The 22,892-nt window shown below is 62.1% G+C and carries 22 protein-coding genes and 1 tRNA gene; 12 read left to right on the forward strand and 11 right to left on the reverse strand.

The genetic code is table 11. The annotated features are described in order from the left end of the window. Positions 1 to 34: 34 nt before the first annotated feature. From Pan216_RS01785 to csrA, 8 genes are all read left to right on the forward strand, one after another. Positions 35 to 727, forward strand: a complete 693-nt coding sequence (locus Pan216_RS01785; protein WP_145253967.1) for a flagellar basal body L-ring protein FlgH — start codon at positions 35 to 37, stop codon at positions 725 to 727. 98 nt (positions 728 to 825) lie between these two features. Next, entirely contained in the window at positions 826 to 1,920 is a 1,095-nt protein-coding gene (locus Pan216_RS01790) for a flagellar basal body P-ring protein FlgI (RefSeq protein ID WP_145253970.1), read from the forward strand. Between the two features lie 232 nt (positions 1,921 to 2,152). After that, the gene (locus Pan216_RS01795; protein ID WP_145253973.1) at positions 2,153 to 2,740 is read left to right on the forward strand and encodes a rod-binding protein; all 588 of its coding nucleotides are present in this window, start codon (positions 2,153 to 2,155) and stop codon (positions 2,738 to 2,740) included. Next, on the forward strand, positions 2,724 to 3,161 hold the full coding sequence (gene flgN / locus Pan216_RS01800) for a flagellar export chaperone FlgN (RefSeq protein ID WP_419193157.1): 438 nt from the start codon (positions 2,724 to 2,726) through the stop codon (positions 3,159 to 3,161). Before Pan216_RS01795 ends, flgN begins: the two co-directional genes overlap by 17 nt. Before the next feature lie 14 nt (positions 3,162 to 3,175). Then, complete coding sequence (gene flgK, locus Pan216_RS01805) at positions 3,176 to 4,879, forward strand: flagellar hook-associated protein FlgK (protein WP_145253979.1); 1,704 nt, start codon at positions 3,176 to 3,178, stop codon at positions 4,877 to 4,879. 69 nt (positions 4,880 to 4,948) lie between these two features. Beyond that, entirely contained in the window at positions 4,949 to 6,979 is a 2,031-nt protein-coding gene (locus Pan216_RS01810) for a hypothetical protein (RefSeq protein WP_145253982.1), read from the forward strand. Between the two features lie 61 nt (positions 6,980 to 7,040). After that, the gene (gene fliW / locus Pan216_RS01815; RefSeq protein WP_419193158.1) at positions 7,041 to 7,472 is read left to right on the forward strand and encodes a flagellar assembly protein FliW; all 432 of its coding nucleotides are present in this window, start codon (positions 7,041 to 7,043) and stop codon (positions 7,470 to 7,472) included. Positions 7,473 to 7,749: 277 nt separating this feature from the next. Further along, positions 7,750 to 8,019, forward strand: a complete 270-nt coding sequence (gene csrA, locus Pan216_RS01820) for a carbon storage regulator CsrA (protein ID WP_145253987.1) — start codon at positions 7,750 to 7,752, stop codon at positions 8,017 to 8,019. Between the two features lie 23 nt (positions 8,020 to 8,042). Here csrA and Pan216_RS01825 read toward each other — a convergent pair whose 3' ends face one another. From Pan216_RS01825 to Pan216_RS01845, 5 genes are all read right to left on the reverse strand, one after another. Further along, positions 8,043 to 9,212, reverse strand: a complete 1,170-nt coding sequence (locus Pan216_RS01825) for a DegT/DnrJ/EryC1/StrS family aminotransferase (RefSeq protein ID WP_145253990.1) — start codon at positions 9,210 to 9,212, stop codon at positions 8,043 to 8,045. Continuing rightward, positions 9,209 to 10,162: a prenyltransferase/squalene oxidase repeat-containing protein gene (locus tag Pan216_RS01830; protein WP_145253994.1), complete on the reverse strand. Its 954-nt coding sequence runs from the start codon at positions 10,160 to 10,162 to the stop codon at positions 9,209 to 9,211. Before Pan216_RS01830 ends, Pan216_RS01825 begins: the two co-directional genes overlap by 4 nt. Before the next feature lie 198 nt (positions 10,163 to 10,360). Further along, positions 10,361 to 10,936 (reverse strand): CDP-diacylglycerol--glycerol-3-phosphate 3-phosphatidyltransferase, encoded by a 576-nt coding sequence (gene pgsA / locus Pan216_RS01835; protein WP_145253997.1) that lies wholly within the window; start codon positions 10,934 to 10,936, stop codon positions 10,361 to 10,363. Between the two features lie 106 nt (positions 10,937 to 11,042). Next, positions 11,043 to 12,404, reverse strand: coding sequence for a 30S ribosomal protein S12 methylthiotransferase RimO (gene rimO, locus Pan216_RS01840; RefSeq protein ID WP_145254000.1), 1,362 nt, complete (start codon positions 12,402 to 12,404; stop codon positions 11,043 to 11,045). A 92-nt stretch (positions 12,405 to 12,496) separates the two neighbouring features. Then, positions 12,497 to 12,802 carry a hypothetical protein gene (locus tag Pan216_RS01845; protein ID WP_145254002.1) on the reverse strand — a complete coding sequence of 102 codons (306 nt, stop codon included), beginning with the start codon at positions 12,800 to 12,802 and terminating at the stop codon, positions 12,497 to 12,499. Positions 12,803 to 12,929: 127 nt separating this feature from the next. Between Pan216_RS01845 and Pan216_RS01850 the strand changes: the two genes are divergently transcribed. Next, positions 12,930 to 13,907: a hypothetical protein gene (locus Pan216_RS01850; RefSeq protein WP_419193159.1), complete on the forward strand. Its 978-nt coding sequence runs from the start codon at positions 12,930 to 12,932 to the stop codon at positions 13,905 to 13,907. Between the two features lie 79 nt (positions 13,908 to 13,986). Here the strand turns inward: Pan216_RS01850 and Pan216_RS01855 are convergent, their stop codons facing one another. The 6 genes from Pan216_RS01855 to Pan216_RS01880 form a co-directional block, all read right to left on the reverse strand. Beyond that, positions 13,987 to 14,406 (reverse strand): hypothetical protein, encoded by a 420-nt coding sequence (locus Pan216_RS01855; RefSeq protein WP_145254005.1) that lies wholly within the window; start codon positions 14,404 to 14,406, stop codon positions 13,987 to 13,989. Between the two features lie 33 nt (positions 14,407 to 14,439). Next, on the reverse strand, positions 14,440 to 15,450 hold the full coding sequence (locus Pan216_RS01860) for a C1 family peptidase (protein ID WP_145254008.1): 1,011 nt from the start codon (positions 15,448 to 15,450) through the stop codon (positions 14,440 to 14,442). A gap of 166 nt (positions 15,451 to 15,616) precedes the next feature. Beyond that, complete coding sequence (locus Pan216_RS01865; RefSeq protein WP_145254011.1) at positions 15,617 to 16,501, reverse strand: Fpg/Nei family DNA glycosylase; 885 nt, start codon at positions 16,499 to 16,501, stop codon at positions 15,617 to 15,619. A 324-nt stretch (positions 16,502 to 16,825) separates the two neighbouring features. Beyond that, positions 16,826 to 18,301, reverse strand: coding sequence for a Gfo/Idh/MocA family protein (locus Pan216_RS01870; RefSeq protein ID WP_145254014.1), 1,476 nt, complete (start codon positions 18,299 to 18,301; stop codon positions 16,826 to 16,828). 85 nt (positions 18,302 to 18,386) lie between these two features. Then, positions 18,387 to 19,856: a Gfo/Idh/MocA family protein gene (locus Pan216_RS01875; protein ID WP_145254017.1), complete on the reverse strand. Its 1,470-nt coding sequence runs from the start codon at positions 19,854 to 19,856 to the stop codon at positions 18,387 to 18,389. Between the two features lie 117 nt (positions 19,857 to 19,973). After that, complete coding sequence (locus tag Pan216_RS01880; protein ID WP_145254020.1) at positions 19,974 to 20,933, reverse strand: DoxX family protein; 960 nt, start codon at positions 20,931 to 20,933, stop codon at positions 19,974 to 19,976. A 277-nt stretch (positions 20,934 to 21,210) separates the two neighbouring features. Here Pan216_RS01880 and Pan216_RS01885 point away from each other — a divergent pair. From Pan216_RS01885 to Pan216_RS01895, 3 genes are all read left to right on the forward strand, one after another. Beyond that, positions 21,211 to 21,284, forward strand: a tRNA-Val gene (locus tag Pan216_RS01885). A 201-nt stretch (positions 21,285 to 21,485) separates the two neighbouring features. Continuing rightward, positions 21,486 to 21,929, forward strand: coding sequence for a helix-turn-helix domain-containing protein (locus Pan216_RS01890; protein WP_145254025.1), 444 nt, complete (start codon positions 21,486 to 21,488; stop codon positions 21,927 to 21,929). Continuing rightward, positions 21,926 to 22,624 (forward strand): IS630 family transposase, encoded by a 699-nt coding sequence (locus tag Pan216_RS01895; protein WP_145254028.1) that lies wholly within the window; start codon positions 21,926 to 21,928, stop codon positions 22,622 to 22,624. Before Pan216_RS01890 ends, Pan216_RS01895 begins: the two co-directional genes overlap by 4 nt. The last annotated feature ends 268 nt before the right edge of the window (positions 22,625 to 22,892 follow it).

Genomic DNA, 22,892 nt, shown 5'->3' on the forward strand with positions numbered 1-22,892 from the left:
GTGGGGCACAGGCCCACCCGGAGGAGGCGTCCGAATGGGACTCGGCATCATGACCATGAGAAGTGATTGCTTCGTGCTGGCGTTGATGGGTCTGCTTCTGGCAAGCGGCGCCCAACCGGCCCATGGGCAGAGCGCTCAACCGGTCAAGGCGGCGCAACCGCCGCGAGAGGTCCCGGTGGCGGCCTACTCGCTGACGGAACTGCCGGCTCCCGAGCCCTTCCGGGTTCACGACCTGATCACCATCGAGGTCACCGAGCGAACGGTCCACGTCGCCAACGCTCGCGCCAACCGCCGGCGACAAGCGTCGTACGAACTCGAGTTCGCCGACCTGGTCGTACTCTTGTCAGGTCTGCGGCTTCGGGCCGACCAGTCAATCCGACAGGAACAGCCTGGTATCGATGTCGAGTCGCTCGAGAACGTCCAGGTCAATGCCCAGTCGAACCGCGTCGACGACTTGACCTTCACCATCGAGGCGCAGGTCCAAGAGATCAAACCGAACGGCAATCTCGTCATCGAGGCCCACTCCGAAGTCCAAGTCAACAACGAGAACCTGACCTACAAGCTTTCGGGCCTCGTCGATCCGGAGAACATCAACCCGCAAACCCGCGTCATCGATAGCGAACGGATCGCCAGCAAGAAGATCTTCGTTCATCAGACCGGGCCGACCCGCGACACGATGCGGCGTGGGCTCTTCATGCGATTCGTCGACATGTTCCGCTTCCTGTAGCGACAAGCGTTTGCCCATCCTGGGCAGGCGGCGTAGGGCGTCGCGGAGTTCGAGATCGCCGTCGGAGACTGGCTCCGGATGGCTGGAAAGGGTTCGCCATGACATCGCGTGCAGTCCTTCTCGTCGCGGCCGTCCTCGCGTTCGGCAGTCCCGCGCTGCGTGCGGCGGATCTTCAGAGCTTTGTCCGCGTGAAGGGCCAAGAGGCGGTCCGGCTCAAAGGGATCGGCCTGGTCGTCGGTCTCGACGGCACCGGCGATACGCGCTTCACGCCGATGCACGCCGCGGTCGCCAGCATGCTCGGCAAACTTGGCAACCCGGTGAGCGATCTGCGGGAGCTTAACGCCCTGCGCAATGTCGCGCTGGTCACCGTCTCGTGCGAAGTCTCTCCCACCGGCGGTCGCGAAGGGGATCGCGTCGACTGCGTCGTCACGTCCATCGGCACCGCGCGAAGCATCGCCAACGGCCGACTGATGCAAACCCCGATGCGGGGCCCGCTGGTCAATGACCCGACTACCTATGCGCTCGCGGAGGGCGATCTGAGCCTCGAGTCGCTCGAGTCGCTCAACAACGCCCGGATCGAGGATGGAGCGGCGCTCGTGCTCGACATGCCGGCCCCCTTCGTGCTCTGCGGCGACACGATCACGCTGGTGATCGACAACGCCCACGCGAGCTTCGTCACCGCCAGCGCCATCGCCTCGGCGATCAACCAGCGGCTTCAGACGCAAGTCAGCCGCGATCCGACCCAGCCGGTGCAGGTCGCGCGAGCGATCGACGCGAAGAACGTGGAGGTCTTCGTCCCAGAGTTCCTCCGGCGGGACATGGTCGCGTTCGTCGCCGACGTGATGTCGACTCCGCTGGCGACGACGCCGAACACGCAGGCGCGGGTGATCCTGGATGAGAAGTCGGGAACGATCGTCGTGACGGACGAAGTGGAGTTGACGCCGGTGCTGGTGACTCATCGGAATCTGATCGTCTTCCCTCCGGACCAACCGGCCCCCGGTCCGATCCCGAACAATTTCGCGGCGATCGTCGCCGCCGGTCCCGGGTTGGTTCCCCCGCGTCCGCTACCTCCGAAGCTCAATGATCTCATCATCGCGCTCGACAAGATGCAGGTATCGGCGGAGGACAAGATCGCCATCATCAAGCGGATCGCCGAGAGTGGCAAGTTGCAGGCGCGGGTGATCTACGAATAGCGTCGCCTGGAGGTCCTGGGTCGAGGCTAGGAGGCCCGATTTCAGTGATTCACGAATACCAGCGACTCGATTCTTCACAGAATCTTTTCATGAGCGAACGTCTTCCGAATGATTGGCAAAGATCGGTCGACGTTGCTTCCTCCCGAACAGTTGTGAGATATAGTGGAAGTGGCGTGTTGAATTCCCGAGTGTGGAAATCCACGTCACTCGTCCAGCCCAGGAGGGGCTCCGGATGAGAATCGGCTCGGAGATGGGACTTCGATTCCCTGGTACGGGATCGTCGATTTCGCCGCAAGGGATGCGCGTTTCAGAGGAAACGGATCAGGCGAGCGCCCCAGCGACCCAGGTGCCCAACGCGGAGTTGCGTCAGGGAATGGGTCTATTGGGTGGCGACGCCGCGAAGCTCTTGCCTCATTTGAGCGAGGCCCCGAGCTTCGACCCGACAGAAGCGTCGAGCAACGGGGAGCTGCGGGAGAAGTTCCAGGAGTTCGTCGCCGGGACGTTCTACAAGCGGTTGCTCACCGCGATGCGCGATACGGTCACCGAGACGAAGTTGATCCATGGTGGCCGGGCCGAGGAGATCTTTCGCGAGCAACTCGACGGCATCCTCGTCGAACGCATGGCGACCGCCCGTGGCGGTGACCTCTCCGCGGCGATGTTCGAGAACTTTGTCGGTCGGCTCAACGCCGGCAACCTCGGTGCGTCGGCCTTCCCCGTCGCACCCAACGCGACACCAAGTGTAAGGCAGCCCCTCGACGATGATCGACCGGATTCAACAGCTGCTGGAGAACCTCGAGAGCCTCTTGACCGAACTCTCTGAACTCCAACTCGAGAAGCAACGAGCCCTCGCGTCGCTCGACGCCGACGAGCTCGTCACCCTTTCCAACCAGGAAGAGGTTCTCTCGAGCGAACTGGCCCGCCAATCGAAAGCGCGCGACCGCTTCGCCGCCGAACAACTCGAGGAGACCCCTCCCCTCCCTGGGGCGTTTCAGCGGCTGGTACGCGATCTGCCCTCGCAAACGCGGGCCATGGTCGAGGATCGCCTCGCCCGCATCGAACGACTCGCCGACGCCGTCAAGCTCAAGGCCGCGTCGAACTGGCTCCTCACGTACCGCAACAGCCAACACGTCGACCAAGTGCTCGGCATCATCGCCAACGCGGCGAACCCGAGTCACGTCCCCGGCGAGCAAGCGTCGCCCGTCGCCAGCGGCCATGGGCTCGTCCTCGACAGCACCGCCTAGGAGGCACCGCCACCATGTCCCTATTCGCGAGTTTCTCCGCCAGTGCGTCGGGCTTGCTGATCAACCGCCTCGGCATGTCGGTGACCGGCAACAACATCGCCAACGTCAATACGCCCGGCTACGCCCGCCAGCGACTCGATCTCTCGCCGATCACGCCGTCGCAGTTCGGCAGCGTCTCGGTCGGACCAGGCGTACGCGCCGACGATGTCCGCTCGGTCGTCGACTCCTACCTGATCGAACGTGGCCGCGAAGCCAAGAGCGAGTTCGAGTCCGCCAGCGGCCGGCTCGACATCGTGCAGCGCATCGAAGGGGTCTTCAACGAGCTCAGCGACACGGACCTCTCGTCGCAGCTCGACGCGTTCTTCGACTCGGTCGCCGACGTTCAGAACAACCCGTTGGAAGTCGGGGTTCGTGGAGTCGCCGTCCAAAACGCCGTTACCCTCGCCGAGACCGTCCAGGGGATCAACGAACGGCTCCGCGACATCCAGCAAGACATCAACACCGAGGTCGAATCGTCGGTCGACGCCATCAATCGCTCGCTCGATCGCATCAAGGACCTCAACTCGCAGATCGTCGCCGCGACCGGGGGAATCGCCCAGGACGGCGACGCGGCCGGTTTGCGCGATCTTCGCGATCAGGAGCTGACGACGCTGTCGGGACTCGTCGAGATCCAGACGCACGAGGATCTCAACGGGTCGATCAACATCTACTCGGGCGAGAACTATCTTCTGATCAGCGGCCAGGTCCAACATGTCGACGTGACTCAATCGGTCGAGGATGGCGTCCCCCGCTCGAGTCTCGTCTTCGCGAACTCCCGCGCCGAGGTTCCGCTGGGCGGCGGCCGGCTCGGGGGGCTCCAGACGGCGCGCGACGAGGATCTCGCCAGCGCCATGGATCGCCTCGACACCTTCGCGTCGAACCTGATCTTCGAAGCCAACAAGATCCAAAGCTCGGGACAAGGTCTCGAGTCCTTCACCGAAGTGACCAGCACCGGCTCGGTCATCGATCGCTTCGCCGCGCTGAACTCGCCCGACGCGGGACTCCCCTTCCCGATCCGCAACGGGTTCTTCGAGCTGCGGGTCGCCGAGACCACCGGGCAGGAAGTGACGTACACCATTCCCGTGACGCTCGACGGGGTGACCAGCGACTCGCTCGACGACGTGGCGACCAACATCAACACCATCACCGGGATCCCGAACTTCGCGACCATCTCGGGAGGGAAGCTTACCCTCGACGCCCCGACCGATGTCAGCTTCACCTTCGGCGAGGACAACACCGACTTGCTCGCGGCGATCGGCGTCAACACCCTCTTTACCGGCTCGCTCGCCTCGGACATCGGCGTCAACGAACGGCTTCGCGAGCAACCGGCGCTCTTGTCGGCGTCGCGCAACGGCAATCCGGGCGACACCAGCAACATCGTCGCGCTGGGCAATCTTCGTAGTGAGTCGGTCGGCACCCTCGGCGGACTCTCGCTCACCGACTACTTGGCCGAGAGCGTGCAGCAGTTGGGCAACGGCGCCCAAGCTGCGCAGGCCCAGACCGAGATCCTTCAGTCGACGTCGCTCTCGCTCGAGTCGCAGTCCTTGGCGATCACCGGCGTGAGCCTGGACGAGGAAGTGCTGAAGCTCACTCAGTTTCAACGAGCTTTCCAGGCCTCGGCGCGGCACATCTCGGTCGTGAACGAGCTCATTGACGAGGTCCTCAATCTGGCGTCCTAGCCGACCTAGGGAAATAGCGGGTCCAACGGAGCGTCGAGTGGCGAACCGTCGACCGATGGAAACGACACCATGACTTTCATTTCGAGTGCCAACGGCCGCGTCCCGAATGTCCTCCAAGAGATGATCTCCTCGGAGAACGTCCGCGCCCGCACCCTCGCGGCAACTCGGTCGTCGATCGAACTCGCCTCGGGCAAGAAGGTCCTCACTCCCGGCGACAACCCCAACGCCGCCTTCCAAGCGACCATCTTCAGCTCCCTTCAGGCGGCCAATGACACCTTTCGCAGGAGCATCGAGTCGGGATCGAACACGCTGGCCCAAACCGAAAGCGTGCTGGCCGGCTTCGTCGATGTCGCCGACGCGACCACGTCGATCGTCCTTCGCAACACGCAACAGATCACCGATTTCGGCGAGAGCAGCGCCGACTTGAGCGAAGTGCGCAGTTCCGTCGACGCCCTACTCGTCCAATCGAACGAGTCCTACCTCAATCGTTTTCTCTTCGCCGGCCAGCGGAGCGACGAAGCACCTTTCCGCGTGGTAGGCGAGGGCATCGTCTTCAGCGGCGACAACGAGTTGACCGAGTCGCTTCGCGATATCGAGACGACCTTCGCCTCGAACGTCACCGCGAACAGTTCGATCGGAACGGACTCGGCCGCTGGCCGCGGCGTCGCGCTTGACGTCACGGTCGATCCCGGCACCCGACTGTCGGAACTCAACGGCGGCGACGGCGTCCGCCTCGGGCGTGTTAGCATCGACAACGGCACGACCGCGGACCCGGTGATCGTCGATCTCTCCGAGGCCGCGACCCTGAACGATGTCATCAACGCGATCAACAACGCGCTGCCCGGCACGCCCGCTCAGATCAACGCGACCGACAGTGGCCTGGAAATCGGCGGCGTCGGCGCGGTCGTCGTTCAAGAGGTCGACGGAGGGCGAACCGCGTCCGATCTCGGCATCCTGACCTCGGCCGCGGGAAGCGCCATCCCTCTCGACGGCGACAACCTGCGACCAATCATCACGCTCAACACGTCGCTCTCCCGACTCGATCCCAACATCCGCACCGGGCCCGTGAACATCGCCCAGGGCAACTCCACCGTCAGCGTCGACACGCAGACCTTGACCCCGACCGACACCGTCGCCGACTTGCTCAATCTCTTCAACGCGGCCGACGTCTACGTCCGCGCCGAGATCAACGACGCCCAGAACGGCATCAACGTCGTCAACGTCTACTCGGGCGTCCCCTACGTCGTGACCGATACCCAGACCGCCGTCGGTCCCCCGCCGACCTTCACTTCGGCGGCGCAAACGTTGGGCATCCTGACCACCGACGAACGGACCGCGCTGGCGGACTTCAACGACAATGGCGGCATCGACACCGTCCCAGGGAACGACCTTCAGTTCACGCTGCGTGACGGAACGACCTTCGAGGTGAACCTGAGCAGGGATCTTGGGCAGCCCGGCGGCGACTCGCTGGTCTCCCCCTCGGTCGCGACGGTCGCGGATGTGCAGACACGGATCTACGAATCGGCGCGGGCGGCGGGACTCAACGTCCCTCTTCCGCTGACGCCTGGCGGTTCGCCGCCCCCCGGCCCCTACGACTTGGTCGTCGAGCCCAACCCGGTGGGCGGAATTCGCCTGACCGACGGGACGGGCGGTGGCGGCAACTTCGTCGTCGAGTCGGTCAACGGCAGCCTCGCGGGTGAACAACTCGGCATTCTCGGCGATGTCGCCGCCGACGACATTCTCGGGGAGAACCGCCACGAAGGACGCGTCAAAGGAATCTTCGACACGCTGCTGCGGCTGGAGAGCGCCCTACAGAACGGCGATGCCTACGCCGTCGAACGAACGGGAAAGACGCTGGCGGAAGACCAACAACGTTTGGTGGCCGCGCGGGGCGAGACGGGAAGCCGTTTGGTCGTGCTCGAGTCCTCATCGCGCCGGCTGCAAGAACAGTCGCTCGATCTCGAGCAGTTCACCGCCAACGCGGTCGAGATCGACTTGAGCGAGACGATCACGCGGCTGCTTTCCGAGCAAACCGCCCTGGAAGCGACGCTGGCCTCGACTGGCCGCTTGCTTCAAGGATCGCTGCTCGACTTCATCTGACGCGAGCCGTAAGAGAGAGTTTGGCTCGGATTGGGAATCGTCATCCGTTGGAGAAACTACCTTGCGCCTCGCGACGCGACGTTTTGGCGAGATCGACGTGGAAGAGGACGACCTTCTCACCTTTCCGGAGGGGCTGGTCGGCCTGTCGAGACACAAACGCTTTCTCCTCCTGCAGGATCCCGAGTCGAAGCAATTGCTCTGGCTTCAGAGCGTTGACTTTCCCGAGTTCACGCTCGCGACGGTCCCGTCGCAACAGGTCCAACTTAACTATCACATCGACGTTCATCCCGAGGAGATTCGCTGCCTGAAGCTCGACAACAAGAGCGAGGCGGTGGTGCTGCTGATCCTCAACCGCGTCAACGAACAATTCGCCGTGAACCTCAAGGGACCGCTGCTGCTCAATCCTCATCGGATGCTCGGCAAGCAAGTGGTACTCAACGACCCCGACTACGAGGTTCGCAACCTAGTCGCGATCGATGCAACCGTTACGTAGAAAGCGCAACCCTGATAAAATAGGATGGCTACAGATCCTACGCTTCGCCGATGGTAAAGAAGGCGAGTTAGGGAAGATTCGCCATCAGGGCAACGACCGCGCCACCATCGCCGTATAATTCCAGCAACGCCACCGGTTCGCCGGTCGCGGCGGGGACCATCGCGACGACGCCCTGACCCGGTGCGAACGAGTATGTTCGTCTTGGAACGCATCAACGGATCGGCTGCCGCAACCGATTCGTTTTCCACCGGGTTGGTCGACGGAAGGAGAATGACCCATGCTAGTTCTGTCTCGTCAACTCGACGAAAGCATCATGATTGGCGACGAGATCATCGTCACGATTGTCGACATTAAGGGGGACAAGGTCCGGATCGGCATCGCCGCGCCCGGCGACGTGCCCGTCCATCGCCAGGAGGTCTTCGAGACCATCCAGCGCGAAACGTTCGAAGCGGCCTACGCGGAATCGCAAGTCGCCGAGGACTCGGGCCCAACGACCGCCCGTCCTTTCAACCCAAGGTCCCTGAGCGATCTCGCCGGCAACAACTAACGGCTATCATGTTCAAGGGCGGGTCAATCGCGATCCGCCCTCGCCGCCAGGCTCGCCGCGTGTCGAGACACCTTCCCAATCGCCCACGCCACGCGGTCGATCACGTCGCCTTCCGCCAACAACACCGGATGATGCAACACGATCATCCTCTCATCGGCGGCATCCGCTTGAGTCAACGCCCCACCCGCTCGATAACGTCGCCGGGAGTGAATCTTGTGGAGCGACCGAAAGCCCTCGTCGAACGCCACGCCCTCGCCGCGAGCGGCCCGGACAAAGTTCTCGCGCGATAGCCCTTCGAACGCTTCCCGCTCGTACTGAAACCCAAGCTTATAGTAGCCGGGCTTGGTCTCCTCCGTCGGCCGGGTGATCGGACGTAGCCCCTTGACGTCAGTCAACCCATCCAAAAGACGCTCAACGTTCGCGGCGCGGCGCTGATGGTCATCCTCGAGCCGCTCAAGTTGCGGCAAGAGCACCGCGGCCTGAAGCTCCGAAAGCGGATAGGCGTGATTTCCCCGCTCGACGTCGAGTCGGATCCGCTGCGCGATCGCCGCATCCCGGGTGTAGAGCGCTCCGCCCCGCCCCGCGGAGAGCGTCTTGCTCCCTCCGAAACTCCAAGCACCGATATCGCCCCAGATGCCGGCGGGCCGTCCCTCGATTGTCGCGCCCGGCATCTGACAGGCATCCTCGACAATCGCGAGGCTGTGCTCGTCGGCAACCGCGCGGACTTGCTTCATCGAGACCGTCCCGCCATGAAGGTGGGAGACAACAATGGCTCGAGTCCTTTCGGTAATCGCGGCGGCCAGAAGCGTGGGATCGAGATTCCAGGTCTCGGGATCGAGATCGATGAGAACCGGCAGTGCTCCAAGACGAACGACGTTGACAAAGTTCCCCTTAAAGTCGTAGCCGGCGAGGAGCACCTCATCGCCCGCGCCGACCCCGACACCTCGCAGTGCCAGCTCAATGGCACACGTCCCGCTCGCACAGAGTTCGACGAATTCGGTTGCGTGGTGCTTGGCGATCCACTCCGCCAAACGGAGCGAATGCGGGCCGTGATACTTGCCCCAATCCCCGCTCGCGGCGAGTTCTCGAAGAACGCGCGCGACCCCGTCGTCGGCGATCGGCCAAGTCGGCGGGCCGTCGGGAAAGGCGGGTTCGCCCCCGAGCAGCGCCGGCAAGTCGTCGCGCGCCGTCACGGTCCCTTCTCCCCGGCGGCGATCGTTGACCAGACCAAGCCGAGATTGCCAAGTCCGTAGAAGGTGTACTCGACGTCCGGCTGCCCATCGAGCGCGAACCCGATGAAGCCCCCCTGCTTGACTTCCAGCGAGCGGGCATACTTCTCGATGCGTCTCGCGCGATCGCGATCGAGAAGCTCCAAGTCGAGGAGCGACACCAAGCCGGTGAAGGTCGAAAGCCCGTCGGCGATCGGAATTCGCGTGTTGGCCGCGAATCCTCCTTCGTCGGACGAGACCGTGTCGAAGAAGGCTTGTGCGCCGTCGCGAACCGCTGGCGTGATCGCGTCGAGCAAGAGCAAAGTTCCGATCGCGGCCGCGCTGGGGTTGGTGCCACTTCGCTTCATCGCGGGGACTTCGACGAAGCCGCCATCCTCACGACACCGCCCCAAGACGAACTGCGTGAGTTGGTCCTTGTTCGGGATCGGCTCGACGAGAAGGTCGAAACAGAGCGTCGCGACAAAGGTATGGTAGGTGCTCCCGCTCCGGCCGCCGGGGGAGTTGTTGTAGCCGCCATCGGGCGTGCGGAATTCGGCAATTCGCTCGGGAAGACGGCTCAGCTCCGGATCGGTCGGATCGAGGAGTCCCTCCCCGCCCGCGACGGTGATCACCACCGCGGAGGAGAGCCAGCTCAAGAGGTCGACGAGCGTGTCGGCTTCATCCCTGACCTGCCGGAGATGGTCCGCCAGTCGCGAGACATCCTCTGGCCCAAGACCGTCGAGCATCGCGAGGCAACGAATCCCGAACGCGGTGTAGTAGATGTCCGAACCACCGTCACGGCCGGCGAAGCCACCGTCGGTCTGCTGGTAGGCTCGAACGAGGTTAAGATGACGTTGCCGTCGTTCGTCATCAAGGCGCGTGAGCCCCTCGGCGATACGGCTGGTCAGTCGCAACAGATACGGAACGTCAGCCATGCAGCCCGCCAAGGGTGAAAGGATCGAGTCGGCCCGCGACCCAGCGGCTCCGAAGAAAGACGGACCCGTCGATCAGGCAATGGGCTGACGCGAACGACCTCTATCTCCACTCATTCGTCAGCCTCTGTGTCAGGCAATGGCCTGACCTACAGTCGTTCCCAATACGGTCGCGCAATGGCCTGACCGACGAGGCGTCGACTAGTGCAAGTGGGCGAGCGCCTTGCGGATGTAATTGAACCCGCTGAGAGCCGTCACGATCACCGTCCCCCAGTTGAGCAGATCGCGAACGACGAACAGGAAGGTGCTCTGGATCTCGGCGCTCACGAAGATCAGCACGAAGAGCATCCAGGGGATCGCGACGCACTGCAGCACCATCTTGATCTTCCCGAAGCGGTCGGCGCCGAAGGCGACCCCCTTCTGCTCCAGAAAGCCGCGCAGCCCAGTGACGATGAACTCGCGGGCGACGATGATCGTCACCATCCACGCATTGAGCCCAGCACCGGGAATCGGGAGCAGGAAAATGAACGAACCACTGATGAGGACCTTGTCGACCAAGGGATCATAAACGCGACCGAGTGGTGACGTCAGGCCGAGTCGGCGGGCGTAGTACCCGTCGAGCCAGTCGGTGATCGCCGCGACGACGAAGACGATCAGCGCCAAGAGCCACTGATCCAACCAGATCAACGCGAAGAAGACGAACGATAGGAACAGCCGAATCGTCGTCAGCGTGTTGGGAAGATTGCCGATCCCCGTCGAAGAGCCTTCCGAAGACATTCACCCACCTTGCATTCGGTCACATCGAGGCCAACCCGTTCCGTGGTTCTGGGTGAGTCTATGAAGACGGCGCAAAGGTTCACAGCGGGCGGAGGCGTGCGGGCAACTACCAAGGCTCGCCAACCGCCTCGGCGGTGACGTCGTAGCCGTCGGCGTTGGTGACGCGGACCTTCAGGAACTGCCCCGGCTTGGCCTTCCCCCCGACGACGTTGACGACGGTGTCGATCTCGGGAGCGTCCCCTTCACTACGGGCGATGAGCCGGCCGGAGCGCCGATCGACATCGTCGATGATCACCGTCATCTCCCGGCCAATCTTGGTCCGAGCCTTCTCGAACGCGACCTGTTGCTGCGCGACCATGAGTCGCTGGCGACGCTCCTCCTTGACCTCTTCCGGAAGGTGCCCGTCGAGTTTGGTCGCGGGAGTCCCTTCCTCGTAGGAGTATGTGAAGACGCCAACCCGATCGAAGCCAAAGTCGCTGACGAAGTCGACAAGCTCCTGGAACTCTTCCTCGGTCTCGCCGGGGAAGCCAACGATGAACGTCGTCCGCAGGGTCAGGTTCGGCCACTTCTCGCGCAGTCGGCCGAGGATGTCGATCGTCTGCTCCCGGCTGTGGCGGCGCTGCATCCGCTTGAGCACCCGGCTGTTGATGTGCTGTAGCGGCATGTCGAGGTAGGGGATGATGCGTTTGGCCGAGGCGAGGGTCTCGATCAGCTCATCGTCGATGTGCTCGGGGTACGCGTAGAGGATGCGAATCCACTCGAGCCCCTCGACCTGATCGACTTGGCGAAGCAGTTCGGCCAAGCGAACCTCGCCGTAGAAGTCCTTGCCGTAGTAGGTCGTGTCTTGGGAGACAATGATCAGTTCGCGAACATCGTCGGAGGCGAGTTCCTTGGCTTCGGCGACGACTTGCTCGATCGGCTTGGTCACGTGCTTGCCACGCATGCCGGGAATTGCACAGAAGGTGCAGGTGCGGTCGCACCCCTCGGAGATCTTCATGTAGGCGAAGTGCCGCGGGGTGACGCGAAGCCGGGCAGTGTCGTCGAGGGCCTTGACCGCGGCGGGGCGGAAGATCGTCCGCTGCTCGACGGCGCCGTTCATGAATCGCTCGGCGACGGCGGCGATCTCCTCGCGACCGAAGACACCGACCGCGGCGTCGACTTGCGGGATCTCGGTGATGATCTGCTGGCCCTGCCGCTCGGCGAGACAGCCGGTGACAATCACCCCCTTGACGTCGCCCTTGGCCTTCATCTCGAGCATTTCGTCGATGACCGCGCGAGACTCCTGGCGCGAGGACTCGATGAAGCCGCAGGTGTTGACGATCACCATGTCGGCCCCGCGCGGGTCGCTGACGGGGACGTAGCCTTCGGTGGCCAGCAGCCCCAGCATGCGTTCGGAATCGACCAGGTTCTTCGCACAGCCGAGGCTGACGAAGGAAAAGGTCGGCGGATCGGTCTTCTTTTCTTCCACGGACGTACTCTCGAAACGAGGTCCACTTCCCAAACAGTTAGTGTAGGAAATCGGCACCGCTCTCGGCCCGAATCGAGCCTATTCCGTCGCCCTCAAATGGTAATCTCTTCGTCCCGAAACCGCTGCATCATCCGGGCGCGCCGTTGATAGTAGTACGCTTGACCGACGAGGATAAACCGAAGAATCGCCCCGGCGACGAAGCCCCACGCCAAAATCGCCGCCCCTTTCTCGAAGACGTAGGGGAGCGCCAAGAGCCTCCCCACGGCGAGCTGACTCGTGAAAAGCAAGCTCATCTGGTCACTTTGCTTCATCAGACGGAGCTTCCAAATTTGCGGCAGCGGCGCCAACTCCACGATCAGTACGTAGATCACCGCTCCAGCATCGAACAGAAAATCCATGGGCCACCTTTCGCACGCTCCCACCCCGTTCGGTTAGTATTCTCGGAGTTACGGACCGCGATGGCGAGTTTCCGTTGCTTCGGCCCGATTCGACGAAGAAGCTGGGGATGCGGGACGGGGGAATGCCGTGGTCAATCCAACCGACGAAATGACGCGACGCACCGACGAACCGGGACTGATCGAGGCGGTCCTCGGCGATGGTCGTCCGCTACTGGTCTTCTCCGCGATCAGCTTGCTGCTCTCGGCGGGCTTCGCCTTCTTCCACTCGGCGATGGGGCATATCTTGCCTCACGATTTGGCGTACCTCCAGATGTCGAGCGACACGCTCTGCCTCTACGCGGAGGGTCGAATTGTCCACTTCATGATCCACGACCGGATCTCGTTCGCCGGCGCCCTGGCCTCGATCGGAATGCTCTACCTTTGGCTAGCGGCGTTTCCCCTACGCGGGGGACGCGCCTGGGCCTGGTGGACGCTCGCGAGTAGCGGCCTCATCGGCTTCGCCAGTTTTCTCGCCTACCTCGGGTACGGCTACCTGGATGTCTGGCATATGGCGGCGACCCTCGTGCTCTTGCCCTGCTTCGTCACCGGGATGATTCGCTCCTACCCGCACTTGGTCGGCTCCAAGCGGCTCGGCGCCCTATTCATTCCCGGCGTCCCACTCGCATGGAAGACTTGGTTCGGCCTGGGGAGACTCTTTCTCCTGGGAACGGCGGTGGGAATCATCGGAGCGGGGCTGACGATCATGACCTGTGGAATGACGATCGTCTTCGTGCCCCAAGATCTCGAGTACATGGGGCTCACGCCGGCCGACATCGCGGGGATCAATCCCCGGCTCATCTCGCTCATCGCCCACGACCGCGCCGGCTTCGGGGGTGGACTGGCGTCCGGCGGGATCGCGATGCTGCTGGCGATCTGGTGCGCTCGGCCCTGCCCCAGTCTCTGGCAAACACTTCTCGTCGTCGGGATCGTCGGCTTCGGCTGCGCGATCGTCGTCCACTACCCCATCGGCTACACGAGCTTCGTTCACCTCGCCCCCGCCTACCTCGGCGCGGCGATGTGCGCCGTTGGCCTCGCGTTGACCTATCGGGGAATGCACGCGGCGTGATGTGAGGAGAGGGGAGTCTCCCCGCGAAGGACGCGGAGAGCACGGGGTGAAGAGGTTGCGACGGCTCGCCCCCCTTCGCTCACTGGGCGTCGGCGTCGAGGAGTGACTGGAGTCGCTTCTCGATCTCGGCCGCTCGCTGTCTCGTCGCCGGCTGATCGTCACCTTGGCGTAGCCGTTGAAGTTCCTGAAAGAGTCGCTCTCTCTCTTCGAAGTCGACCTTGCTCGGAGGCATGTTCGGGGGCCGTCGACCAAGGATGGCTCCCGAGGCATGAAAGGAGGGGGCCGGGGCGTCGACGATCGCTTCGTCCGACTTGCTGACCATGCGCCGCAGGGAGTGCAGAACGTTCTGAACGGCTTCCCCTCCGAGGAGGCGCCGAAAGTCCTCGGGGGCGGCGTTCATCATGCCAAGGAGCGCCGCCGGGGAGGGCGCACAAAGCTCGGAGAGCTTTTGCTTCTCCTCCGACCGAAGCGGCAAGTCCTCAATGTACTGGCTGGGCATCGCCTAAGACCTCGTCTGCCCGGTGATGGCTCTCTATGAGATAGCGTACGCTTCCGCTCCCATTTTCGCAATATACGCGTAGGGAATGGTCCCGTAGCCAACACCGTGGGGCGAGTTGATCCCCCAGTTGCTTCCCCAGCTATTGCGGAGGAGGAATCGCCCCCCTCCGAGCCCGGCTCCCGGTAGATCCTTGTACCCAACAAAACACATCGCGTGTCCCCCGACGCGAATCTCTCCAGGCACCGGCATCGTGATATCGCCACTGTAGGCGACCCACTGGCTTCCCAGCCAAGAGTTGAACACCGGGACCGAAAAGGCGACACAACGGCCCTGAGCGAGTTCGTTCTTGATGTCATCGACGCTCGTCGATGAGAGTTGCTGATACCCGTAGGGCCGGAAGTTGAGCGCTTCGATCTGAGCACCACCGGGCGGCGGACCTTGCCCTTCGTTTCCTGGAATCGGTGACGGATGGTAAGGCCAAGTCGTGTCCAAACAACAACCATCCCGATGCAGCAGTGGAACGGCCACCTGCAACCAAGTTCCTTCCTCGTGAGGGATGCCGTCGTTGCGTTTGCAATTCCAGTAGAGGAACTGCTCGGACAAGTCCTGGTAGGCGCCTTGCGTCTCCAAGAAGTGCTCGTAGGCAGCAAGGGCGGCATGCGCCACGCACGTCCCTCGAGACGCTTGATCTCGAATGGGCGGCATCTCGGGAATGAGGTTGACCTCCGGCACGGACGAAGTCGGCGCCGCCGCGAGAGCGGGTGCCGACCGCGGTTGCGGGATGAAATCGATCGCGACACCGAGAGAATACGTCGCGTGCGAAATCGCGGTCGCCATGGCCTGCGGGATGGAGGAAGAACTACCCGCGACGTTGTTGAGCGTCGTCGCCAGGGCACTCACGGATACGCCGAGATACGACGCCATCTCCGGACGCGCCGCCCGGGCCGCCCCCAAGAGCTGTTCCAAACTATGTTCACCGCTGAAACCCAGGGCCTGCAACTTGGCCTGATACGAACTTAGATCCGAAACCTGCGCGATGTCCACGAATGACCCCTTTCGCCTCGTTCGTCACACGAACAACGGGGATCGCCGTTCGATGCCCCCCTTCAGTACCCGTAAGCCGGGTTGCGTTGGGGACCAACAAATGTTGCGCGGAACGCTCGGCTTGCTTGCCCAGCGATGCGTTCGCATCCGATCGACTTGCCATCCTTCACTCCACCTCATCGATGTTTCGCGGCCAGTCGTCCTTGAGTAGTCGGGAGAGGGAGCGGTCGGCGAGTATCTTGCCACCGCACTGACAACGGGCGCAATAGTTGGTCTCGTTGTCGGCGTAGCGGATACGCTGAATGGGGGCTCCGCAGTCGGGGCAGGGAAGCCCGAAACGGCCATGCACCGCCATCTCCTTCCGGAAGGCGGTCACTTTTTTGGGAAAGCCGTCGCCCATCTCGGAACGCAGTCGCTCGATCCAATCGGTGAGCGTCGAGCGGGCCGCCTCAAGCAGTCGCGACCATTCCTCGCGGGTGAGCCTGCTCGTCCATTTGATCGGCGAGAGACGGGCGCGATGCAGGATCTCGTCGGAGTAGGCGTTGCCGATGCCACTCAAGAGATACGGGTCAGTCATCGCTCGCTTGAGGGTGTGGTTGCGACGCGTCATCACCTCGATGAATCGGTCGAGATCGGCGGAGAAGACGTCCAGGCCGCCAGGGTCGTGGATCGCGAGGTGCTCCTCGGTCGCCACGACGTGGATCGAGGCCCGCTTCTTCGTTCCCGCTTCCGTGAGGACCAGCGAACCGCCCTCGAAGTCGAAGGCCGCGAGGTCGCGCTTCGGCGTCAGCTTGGCGCCCGGCGACTTCCAATGGAGCCTTGCCGCGATCATCAGATGCAGGACAAGCCAGAGGTCATTCCCAAAGCCGAAGGCGATCCGCTTGCCAAGTCGGCGCAGCTCTTCGATCGTCTTGCCCTCGAGTGATTCGATGGGAGGATCGTAGGTACGAACGAGAAAGGGGCTACGTAGGCGGATCTGCTGGAGGGCCTGCCCCAACACGCGCCGCTCGAGGGCTTCGAGATAGATCGCGATGTCGGGAAGTTCGGGCATCAGGGCACCGAGGGGACAACGAACCCAGTTGCATCAGTGACCATGAGACGGCATTGGCTGACAAGCGGCCCGTAGGTTCAGCGAAGATGGTGGGTCAAGACCCACCCCACGCGGCTGCCCAATCACGGGCGTTGCCCGCATGCCCAAGGCAGGCGTGGGCATGGCACCCAAGAGTCTCTTGGGCGACGAATGCAGAACCTGACATCTAGGAGACAGGTCGTCTATCACGCGAAAGTGACACGCAGCGCCAGTCGCTACCCACGAAAACGGGCGACCGTTCGTGGCCGCCCGTTGGGATATCGTCGCTTGTCGCCTTGGCGGTCGCTAGCTCGCCTTGGCGATCGTCCCGCCGCCCTTCTTGTTCTCCGGAACCGCGTCGTTCTTCGGATCGTACCAGGAATCCTCGAAGGCGATCTTCTCCTGGTTCCGCATCGCGACGTTGGTCGAGAGGGCCATGACGGCGTCGGCCAACGCGACCCGGCCATCGCAGCGGACCTTGTAATCCGGATTGCGAATCGCGTGGGCGAAGGCCTCGATCTCTTCGTGGTAGCCGCGGTTGTTCATCATCTTCTTCGAACCTGCCGGCAGAAACTGACTCGCCTTGTCAAGAGCGAGACGGGCCAACGCGGCCCCTTCGCCGATGCTCGGGTCCTTCGAGCCGATGAGCTTCTGGTCATCGCCGTTCTTGTAGTCGACGTGCATCTCCTGCGAACGCCACTTGTCGCCGCGCTCGCGTTCCTTGAAGAGCATGACGTTCTTCTCGTTCATGACGAGAAGCGTTCCCTTGGTGCCGGTAACGATCTCGCCATAACCTTCGCGGCTATTGGTGTTGATCGTGGCGTAGTTCATGCCGATGCCGCCGGGCATCTCGTACATGCAGTAGACGTGGTCCTCGCACTCGCGATTGTCGTCGTAGAAGTGCTTGCCACCGACCGCCTGCACGGAGATCGGGCGAACCTTCTTGAGGAAGAGGCTGCACGCGTCGAGCTGATGGCTGCCGAGTTCGGCCATGAGCCCACCGCCGGTGCGGTCGTAGAGACGCCAGCGAATCAGTTCGGGCAAGCTCTTGTAGCCGTACTTCTTGAAGTCGACCGAAGCGTCGTCCTCGGGAATGTCGGGCGACCAGGAGTCGTGCATCCCGTCGCCATCGAGGGCTGGCCAGGTGTTGTTGCGATGCCACAACGCGCGGACGTTGTGGATGTCGCCGAGCACGCCCGAGTGGACGACCGCCATCGCGTTGTCGTAGAGGGCACTGTAGTGACGTTGGTGGCCGACCGAGAGGACCTTGTTCTTCTCGTCGGCGGTGCGGACCATGCGTTTGCCGTCGGCGATGTTGTGCGCCATCAGCTTCTCGCAAAGGACGTGCTTGCCGGCGTTCATCGCGTCGATGGCGAGTTGGGCGTGCGTCCAAAGGGGCGTCGCGACGACGATCGCCTCGATCTCCTTGTCGGCGAGCATGTCTTGCCACTTGTCGTAGAACTTGACCTTGCTCCCCTGCTCCTTGCCGTAGAGTTGCTCGAACTTCTTGCGGCCTCGAGCGATCTGGGTGGGACGAATGTCGTGGTAGGCGACATACTCGAGGTAGGCGGGCGAGCTCTGCTTGATCATCGCCTCGCAGCCTTCGTTGCCCGTCCCGACGATGCCGGCCTTGACCGGCTTATCAACCTTCTCGTAGCCGAAGTAGTAGGGACCGACCTCGGAGGCCGCGAGCGACTTCTGCAGGAAGTCACCACGGATCGAACCAAGAACTTCGAGGAAGTTCGCCTTGCCGACTTCGATCTCTTCCTTCTCTAGATGCATTGCTGGTTCCTTCTGTTGGTAGCCGTTGAGTTCACTGGGAGCGCCGCCAGCGTCGGAGCGCGATGACGCGGGTCGTTGACTCGTCCTAGACGCCGCTCGCCAAGCTCATGTCGTTGGGCTTGGGATCGGGGGTCTCCGGGGAGGAAGGATCGAACCAGGCATCCTGGAACTCGAGACGTTTGCCCGACCGGATCGCTTGATTGGCGGACAACGCGATGACCGCGTCGTGTAGCGCGACCAGGCCGTCGCAACGGACCTGATTGGCCGGATCGGGATGACGGATGCAAAAGGCGAAGTGCTCGAGCTCCTCCTTGTAGCCGCGGCTAACCTTCGCGGTCGACTTCTGAGCCGCCTCGACCGGCAACCCGAGGCTTGCGGCGGAGTACATCGTCGCTTCGCCAGGCTTGGCGGCGTCGACGGTCATCTCCGTCTTCTTCGCTTCGCGCTTCTTCTTGAGCGGATCGTTCTCGTCGAAGACGGCCAGCTCCCGCTCTTGCATGACCGTCATGCTGCCGCGAGTTCCGAGGACCTCCTCGCCGTAGCCCGCCATCGCGTTAGTGTTGATGGAGGTGAAGGCGACGGTTTGGCCGTTGGGGAACTCGAAGAGACAGTGGATGTGGTCGTCGCAGTCGCGATCGTCCTCGTAGAACCACTTGCCCCCCATGCCGTTGACGGCGAGCGGGCGAACGTGCTCATGATGACCATCGGCGCCAGCCAGCGCGGCGAGGAAGAGGCTGCAAGCGTCGACTTGGTGACTGCCGAGTTCGGCCATCAAGCCGCCACCGGTCCGGTCGTAGAGACGCCAGCGAACGAGCTCGCTGATGTCCTTGTAGCCGTACTTGGACGCGTCGACGCTCTGATCGGCTTCGGGAATCTCCGGCCGCCAGCTATCGCGGATCGTTCCATCGGGATTGATCTGGGCGTTGTTGCGATGCCAGAAGGCCCGGATGTGGCGAATGTCGCCGAGCTTTCCGGAACGAATGGTTTCCATCGCGTCGTCGTAGAGCGTGCTGTAGTGACGCTGGTGCCCGACCGAGAGGATCTTGTTGTATTTCTCGGAGGCTCGCACCATCGCCTTGGCGTCGGTGATGTTGTGCGCCATGAGCTTCTCGCACATGACGTGCTTGCCGGCCTTCATCGCCTCGATGGCGAACTGGGCGTGCGTCCAAAGAGGCGTCGCGATGACGATCGCCTCGATGTTCGGGTCGGCGAGCATCGACTCCCACGATTCGTGGAACGTGACCGCTTCTCCCTGTTGCGGGCCGTAGAGTTCGTTGAATTTGCGACGGGCCCGGGCGATCTGGGTCGGGCGAATGTCGTGGAACGCGACATACTCGAGGAACTCGGGCGGGCTCTGCTTGATCATCGCCTCGCAGCCCTCGTTGCCGGTTCCGACGATGCCGGCCTTGACTGGGCTCCCTTGGAGGGCGTGGTAACCGAAGTAGAACGCCCCCGCGGCGGGAACGACAGCGGCAGCCTTGACGAAATCACGCCTCGTCACGGACAACGACTTGCCCCCGCTTCCTTTGGTTCCCTGGTCTTTCGACAGCTCCATCGCTTCACGTCTCCGCTTCGTTTTGGTGATCGTTCTGCTTGATTGAATCGGGGAGTGATCCCATCAACCGTTCAAACCGTGGAGGGCTCTCGGTCGGCCCTCCCTCCTCAGCGCTGTTTACTTCGACGCCTCTTCCGACGGGGCGGACGCCTCCGCGGGGGCCGGCTCCTTGCCGATCCCGAACAGCGGCCGCGTGATGAACGCCCGAATCAAGGCATCGAGACCACCCCAAACGCCCGTTGGCACCGTGGCCAGGACGAGCAGGGCGAACATCTCGATCAGATTCTTGTTGACGATCAAGTAGTGTCCTTCGGCCTTGGGAGTGAGCGGCAATCCGGGCCACGGGGGCATCGAGAGATAGAACATCGCGAGCAATCCCACCGCTCCCAGCGCCGAGAGCCGACTGAAGAGACCGAGGACCAAGCAGCCGCCAAGAATCGCCAGCCCCCACATCGTCGTGAGATTGATCTGATCGAGCTTGGAGCGTTCCTGCCACTTGACCGGCGGTAATCCCTTCTTTTGCTGCTCGTCAGTACGTGTACCGATGAGCTTTCGATGGAATTCCTCGTCCCATTCCTTCACGGGACCAACGAGCTCCCGCTGCTCGGCGAAGAGCTTGCCCTGCGACTTCTTGAGCCGATCGCGCTCGAAGGAAGGACTCGGTGTCGCGTCCTCCTCTTCCCACTTGGCCACGGCTTCCTTGTAGCTCGCGATCTCTTTGGCGGTCTCTTCCTTGGCCAGGTAGTCATTCACCTTCTGACTCAGCTCGGCGATGTCCTTGTCGACGGCGGTCACTTGGGATTGGTCGAAGGCGTAAAAGTCCTCGAACGTCTGCGCCTCGGCCTTCCAGCGATCCGTCACGACTTGGCCATCGAGCCAGCCATGACCATGAAAATCATCGACCAAACCTCGAAAATAGTCCCGCATCGGGCCGGTCGAGTTCCGCAGATACATCTCGGCGGAAAAGGGTTTGGCATGGTAGTACGTCTCGTCGAGCTTCCAGACGCCTTCGTAAAGCAAATGCCACCCGATAGCGATACGCAAAAGGACGAGTAAAAATTTGGTCAATCCGTTCATGGGGTCGGAAAATTTTCCCTCCTGGGCGGTTATGGGACCGAGAAAGGCTCGGGCGCCTGGGTCAAGATGAACGATAATCGCACGGCCGAGTGTTGGCCGCAATGGGCAGGAATCGGCAGGCCACCGATTTTCTTTAGCATAAGCGCGCGCCAAGTCCCGGTCAGCAAAAATCCGGGACAACTGGCACCAACCTCTCCCCCACCAACCCGTACGATCGGGCGAACTCGGAAAGGAACTTGACGCGACCAGCCCCCAGACCTAGGTTGATTAGCTGCAAGGGCGATTAGCTCAGTCGGCTAGAGCGCTACGTTGACATCGTAGAGGTCACTGGTTCAAGTCCAGTATCGCCCATTCCTAAACCCTTTCAACGCAACACGTTACCGCCCGCCATATTGGTCCGTTAATCGGTCTGTCTTCGTGGTCCGTTATTTTGTCACGAAACGTGACACGGAGAGCCTCCTCTAGTGGTTCATCTATCCTAGGATTTCGGGTTGGTTGATTGCTTCTGTTCGAGGAAACTTGCTGCTTCCTGGAAAGCACGGAGGTTTCCCAATGAACAAGAAGTACATCGTTCGCCTCACGGAAGAGGAACGCGCAACTTGTCACGCGGTCATCAAGAAGCTCAAAGGCTCCTCCCAGAAGGTTCGACGGGCACAAATGCTCTTGAAGACAGACGCCAACGGTCCGGCGTGGACGGATGAGAGAATTGCCGAGGCTTTTGGTTGTCGTGTCCAGACCGTTGAGAATCTACGCAAACGCCTAGTCACCGAGAGTTTTGCGTTGGCATTGGATGGAATGAGACGCGAGAAGCCACCGACTCCGCCGAAGCTCGACGGGCAGGCCGAAGCAAGACTAATCGCCATGCGTCTGGGAGAGCCGCCCAAGGGATACGGCAAGTGGACGCTGCAACTGCTTGCCGATCAATTGGTTAAACTAGAGGTAGTGGAATCCATTTGTCCCGAGACCGTTCGCAAGACGCTAAAAAAAATCGCATGACCAAGCGTATGATCGACTATTGGGTGATCCCCCCCGAGAACGACGCTGAGTTCGTCGCTTGCATGGAGGAAGTCCTCGAAACCTATGAAAGACCCTACGATGCAGACCATCCGGTCATTTGCATGGACGAGCAACCGGTCCAGCTGATCAAAGAAACAAGGCAGCCGATTGAAGCTGCCAAGGACCATCCCAAGCGAGTCGATTACGAGTATGAACGAAACGGAACGGCGAGCATCTTCATGTTCAGCGAGCCGCTTTCAGGTTTTCGCCAAGCGACGGCCAGGTCGCAACGCACCAAGGTTGATTGGGCGCAAGAGGTCGCGCAACTGCTCGACACTCGCTACGCCGATTGCCAGCAAGTGACGCTGGTTCTCGACAACCTAAACACCCACACCAAGGGAGCGTTCTACGAGTTGTTTGAGCCTGCCGTGGCACGTGCCTATGTCAAGCGAATCACGTTCGTCTACACTCCGAAGCATGGGAGCTGGCTAAACGTCGCCGAATGCGAACTGAGCGCGATGACACGACAGTGTCTGACCGGTCGACGCGTCGGCGAACTCGACGAATTACGAGACGAAATCGGGGCTTGGTCCGATCAGACCAACCAGAAGCAGCGCGGCGTCGACTGGCAACTACAAATCGACGAAGCACGCACCAAACTGGCCCGACTCTACCCAAAAATTAAGAATGGATGATGCACTAGGCTCTCTGGCAACACCTCCTCTCCGGGGCAAACCGACGGTGCCCCCGAACGCTCTGCGATCGACACGGAGCATTCTGGCCCCCTTCTCGATCGTTTCTGGCCCCTGAGTTCATTTTTCCCGCCTCTTCGGGCCAGGGTGCCCCAAATTCTCATCTCGCTTCGGAAACCCGATTACCCTTCATGTCACCGTCGACGCTTTCGAGCGGCCACATTGGCGACGTCGCTCACCGCCCAAACCCCTCCACGCGCGAGATCAACCA

The organism is Kolteria novifilia, assembly GCA_007748055.1.
Classification (GTDB): domain Bacteria; phylum Planctomycetota; class Planctomycetia; order Kolteriales; family Kolteriaceae; genus Kolteria; species Kolteria novifilia.

What these genes read in the sequence shown, in the direction of transcription:
- Pan216_RS01790 (WP_145253970.1), top strand. Translation starts at nt 826, where the DNA reads ATGACATCGCGTGCAGTCCTTCTCGTCGCGGCCGTCCTCGCGTTCGGC.
- Pan216_RS01855 (WP_145254005.1), bottom strand. Translation starts at nt 14,406, where the DNA reads ATGCCCAGCCAGTACATTGAGGACTTGCCGCTTCGGTCGGAGGAGAAG.
- Pan216_RS01810 (WP_145253982.1), top strand. Translation starts at nt 4,949, where the DNA reads ATGACTTTCATTTCGAGTGCCAACGGCCGCGTCCCGAATGTCCTCCAA.
- Pan216_RS01890 (WP_145254025.1), top strand. Translation starts at nt 21,486, where the DNA reads ATGAACAAGAAGTACATCGTTCGCCTCACGGAAGAGGAACGCGCAACT.
- flgK (WP_145253979.1), top strand. Translation starts at nt 3,176, where the DNA reads ATGTCCCTATTCGCGAGTTTCTCCGCCAGTGCGTCGGGCTTGCTGATC.
- csrA (WP_145253987.1), top strand. Translation starts at nt 7,750, where the DNA reads ATGCTAGTTCTGTCTCGTCAACTCGACGAAAGCATCATGATTGGCGAC.
- Pan216_RS01875 (WP_145254017.1), bottom strand. Translation starts at nt 19,856, where the DNA reads ATGGAGCTGTCGAAAGACCAGGGAACCAAAGGAAGCGGGGGCAAGTCG.
- Pan216_RS01895 (WP_145254028.1), top strand. Translation starts at nt 21,926, where the DNA reads ATGACCAAGCGTATGATCGACTATTGGGTGATCCCCCCCGAGAACGAC.
- Pan216_RS01845 (WP_145254002.1), bottom strand. Translation starts at nt 12,802, where the DNA reads ATGGATTTTCTGTTCGATGCTGGAGCGGTGATCTACGTACTGATCGTG.
- Pan216_RS01795 (WP_145253973.1), top strand. Translation starts at nt 2,153, where the DNA reads ATGAGAATCGGCTCGGAGATGGGACTTCGATTCCCTGGTACGGGATCG.
- pgsA (WP_145253997.1), bottom strand. Translation starts at nt 10,936, where the DNA reads ATGTCTTCGGAAGGCTCTTCGACGGGGATCGGCAATCTTCCCAACACG.
- Pan216_RS01880 (WP_145254020.1), bottom strand. Translation starts at nt 20,933, where the DNA reads ATGAACGGATTGACCAAATTTTTACTCGTCCTTTTGCGTATCGCTATC.
- Pan216_RS01785 (WP_145253967.1), top strand. Translation starts at nt 35, where the DNA reads ATGGGACTCGGCATCATGACCATGAGAAGTGATTGCTTCGTGCTGGCG.
- Pan216_RS01830 (WP_145253994.1), bottom strand. Translation starts at nt 10,162, where the DNA reads ATGGCTGACGTTCCGTATCTGTTGCGACTGACCAGCCGTATCGCCGAG.
- Pan216_RS01865 (WP_145254011.1), bottom strand. Translation starts at nt 16,501, where the DNA reads ATGCCCGAACTTCCCGACATCGCGATCTATCTCGAAGCCCTCGAGCGG.
- Pan216_RS01870 (WP_145254014.1), bottom strand. Translation starts at nt 18,301, where the DNA reads ATGCATCTAGAGAAGGAAGAGATCGAAGTCGGCAAGGCGAACTTCCTC.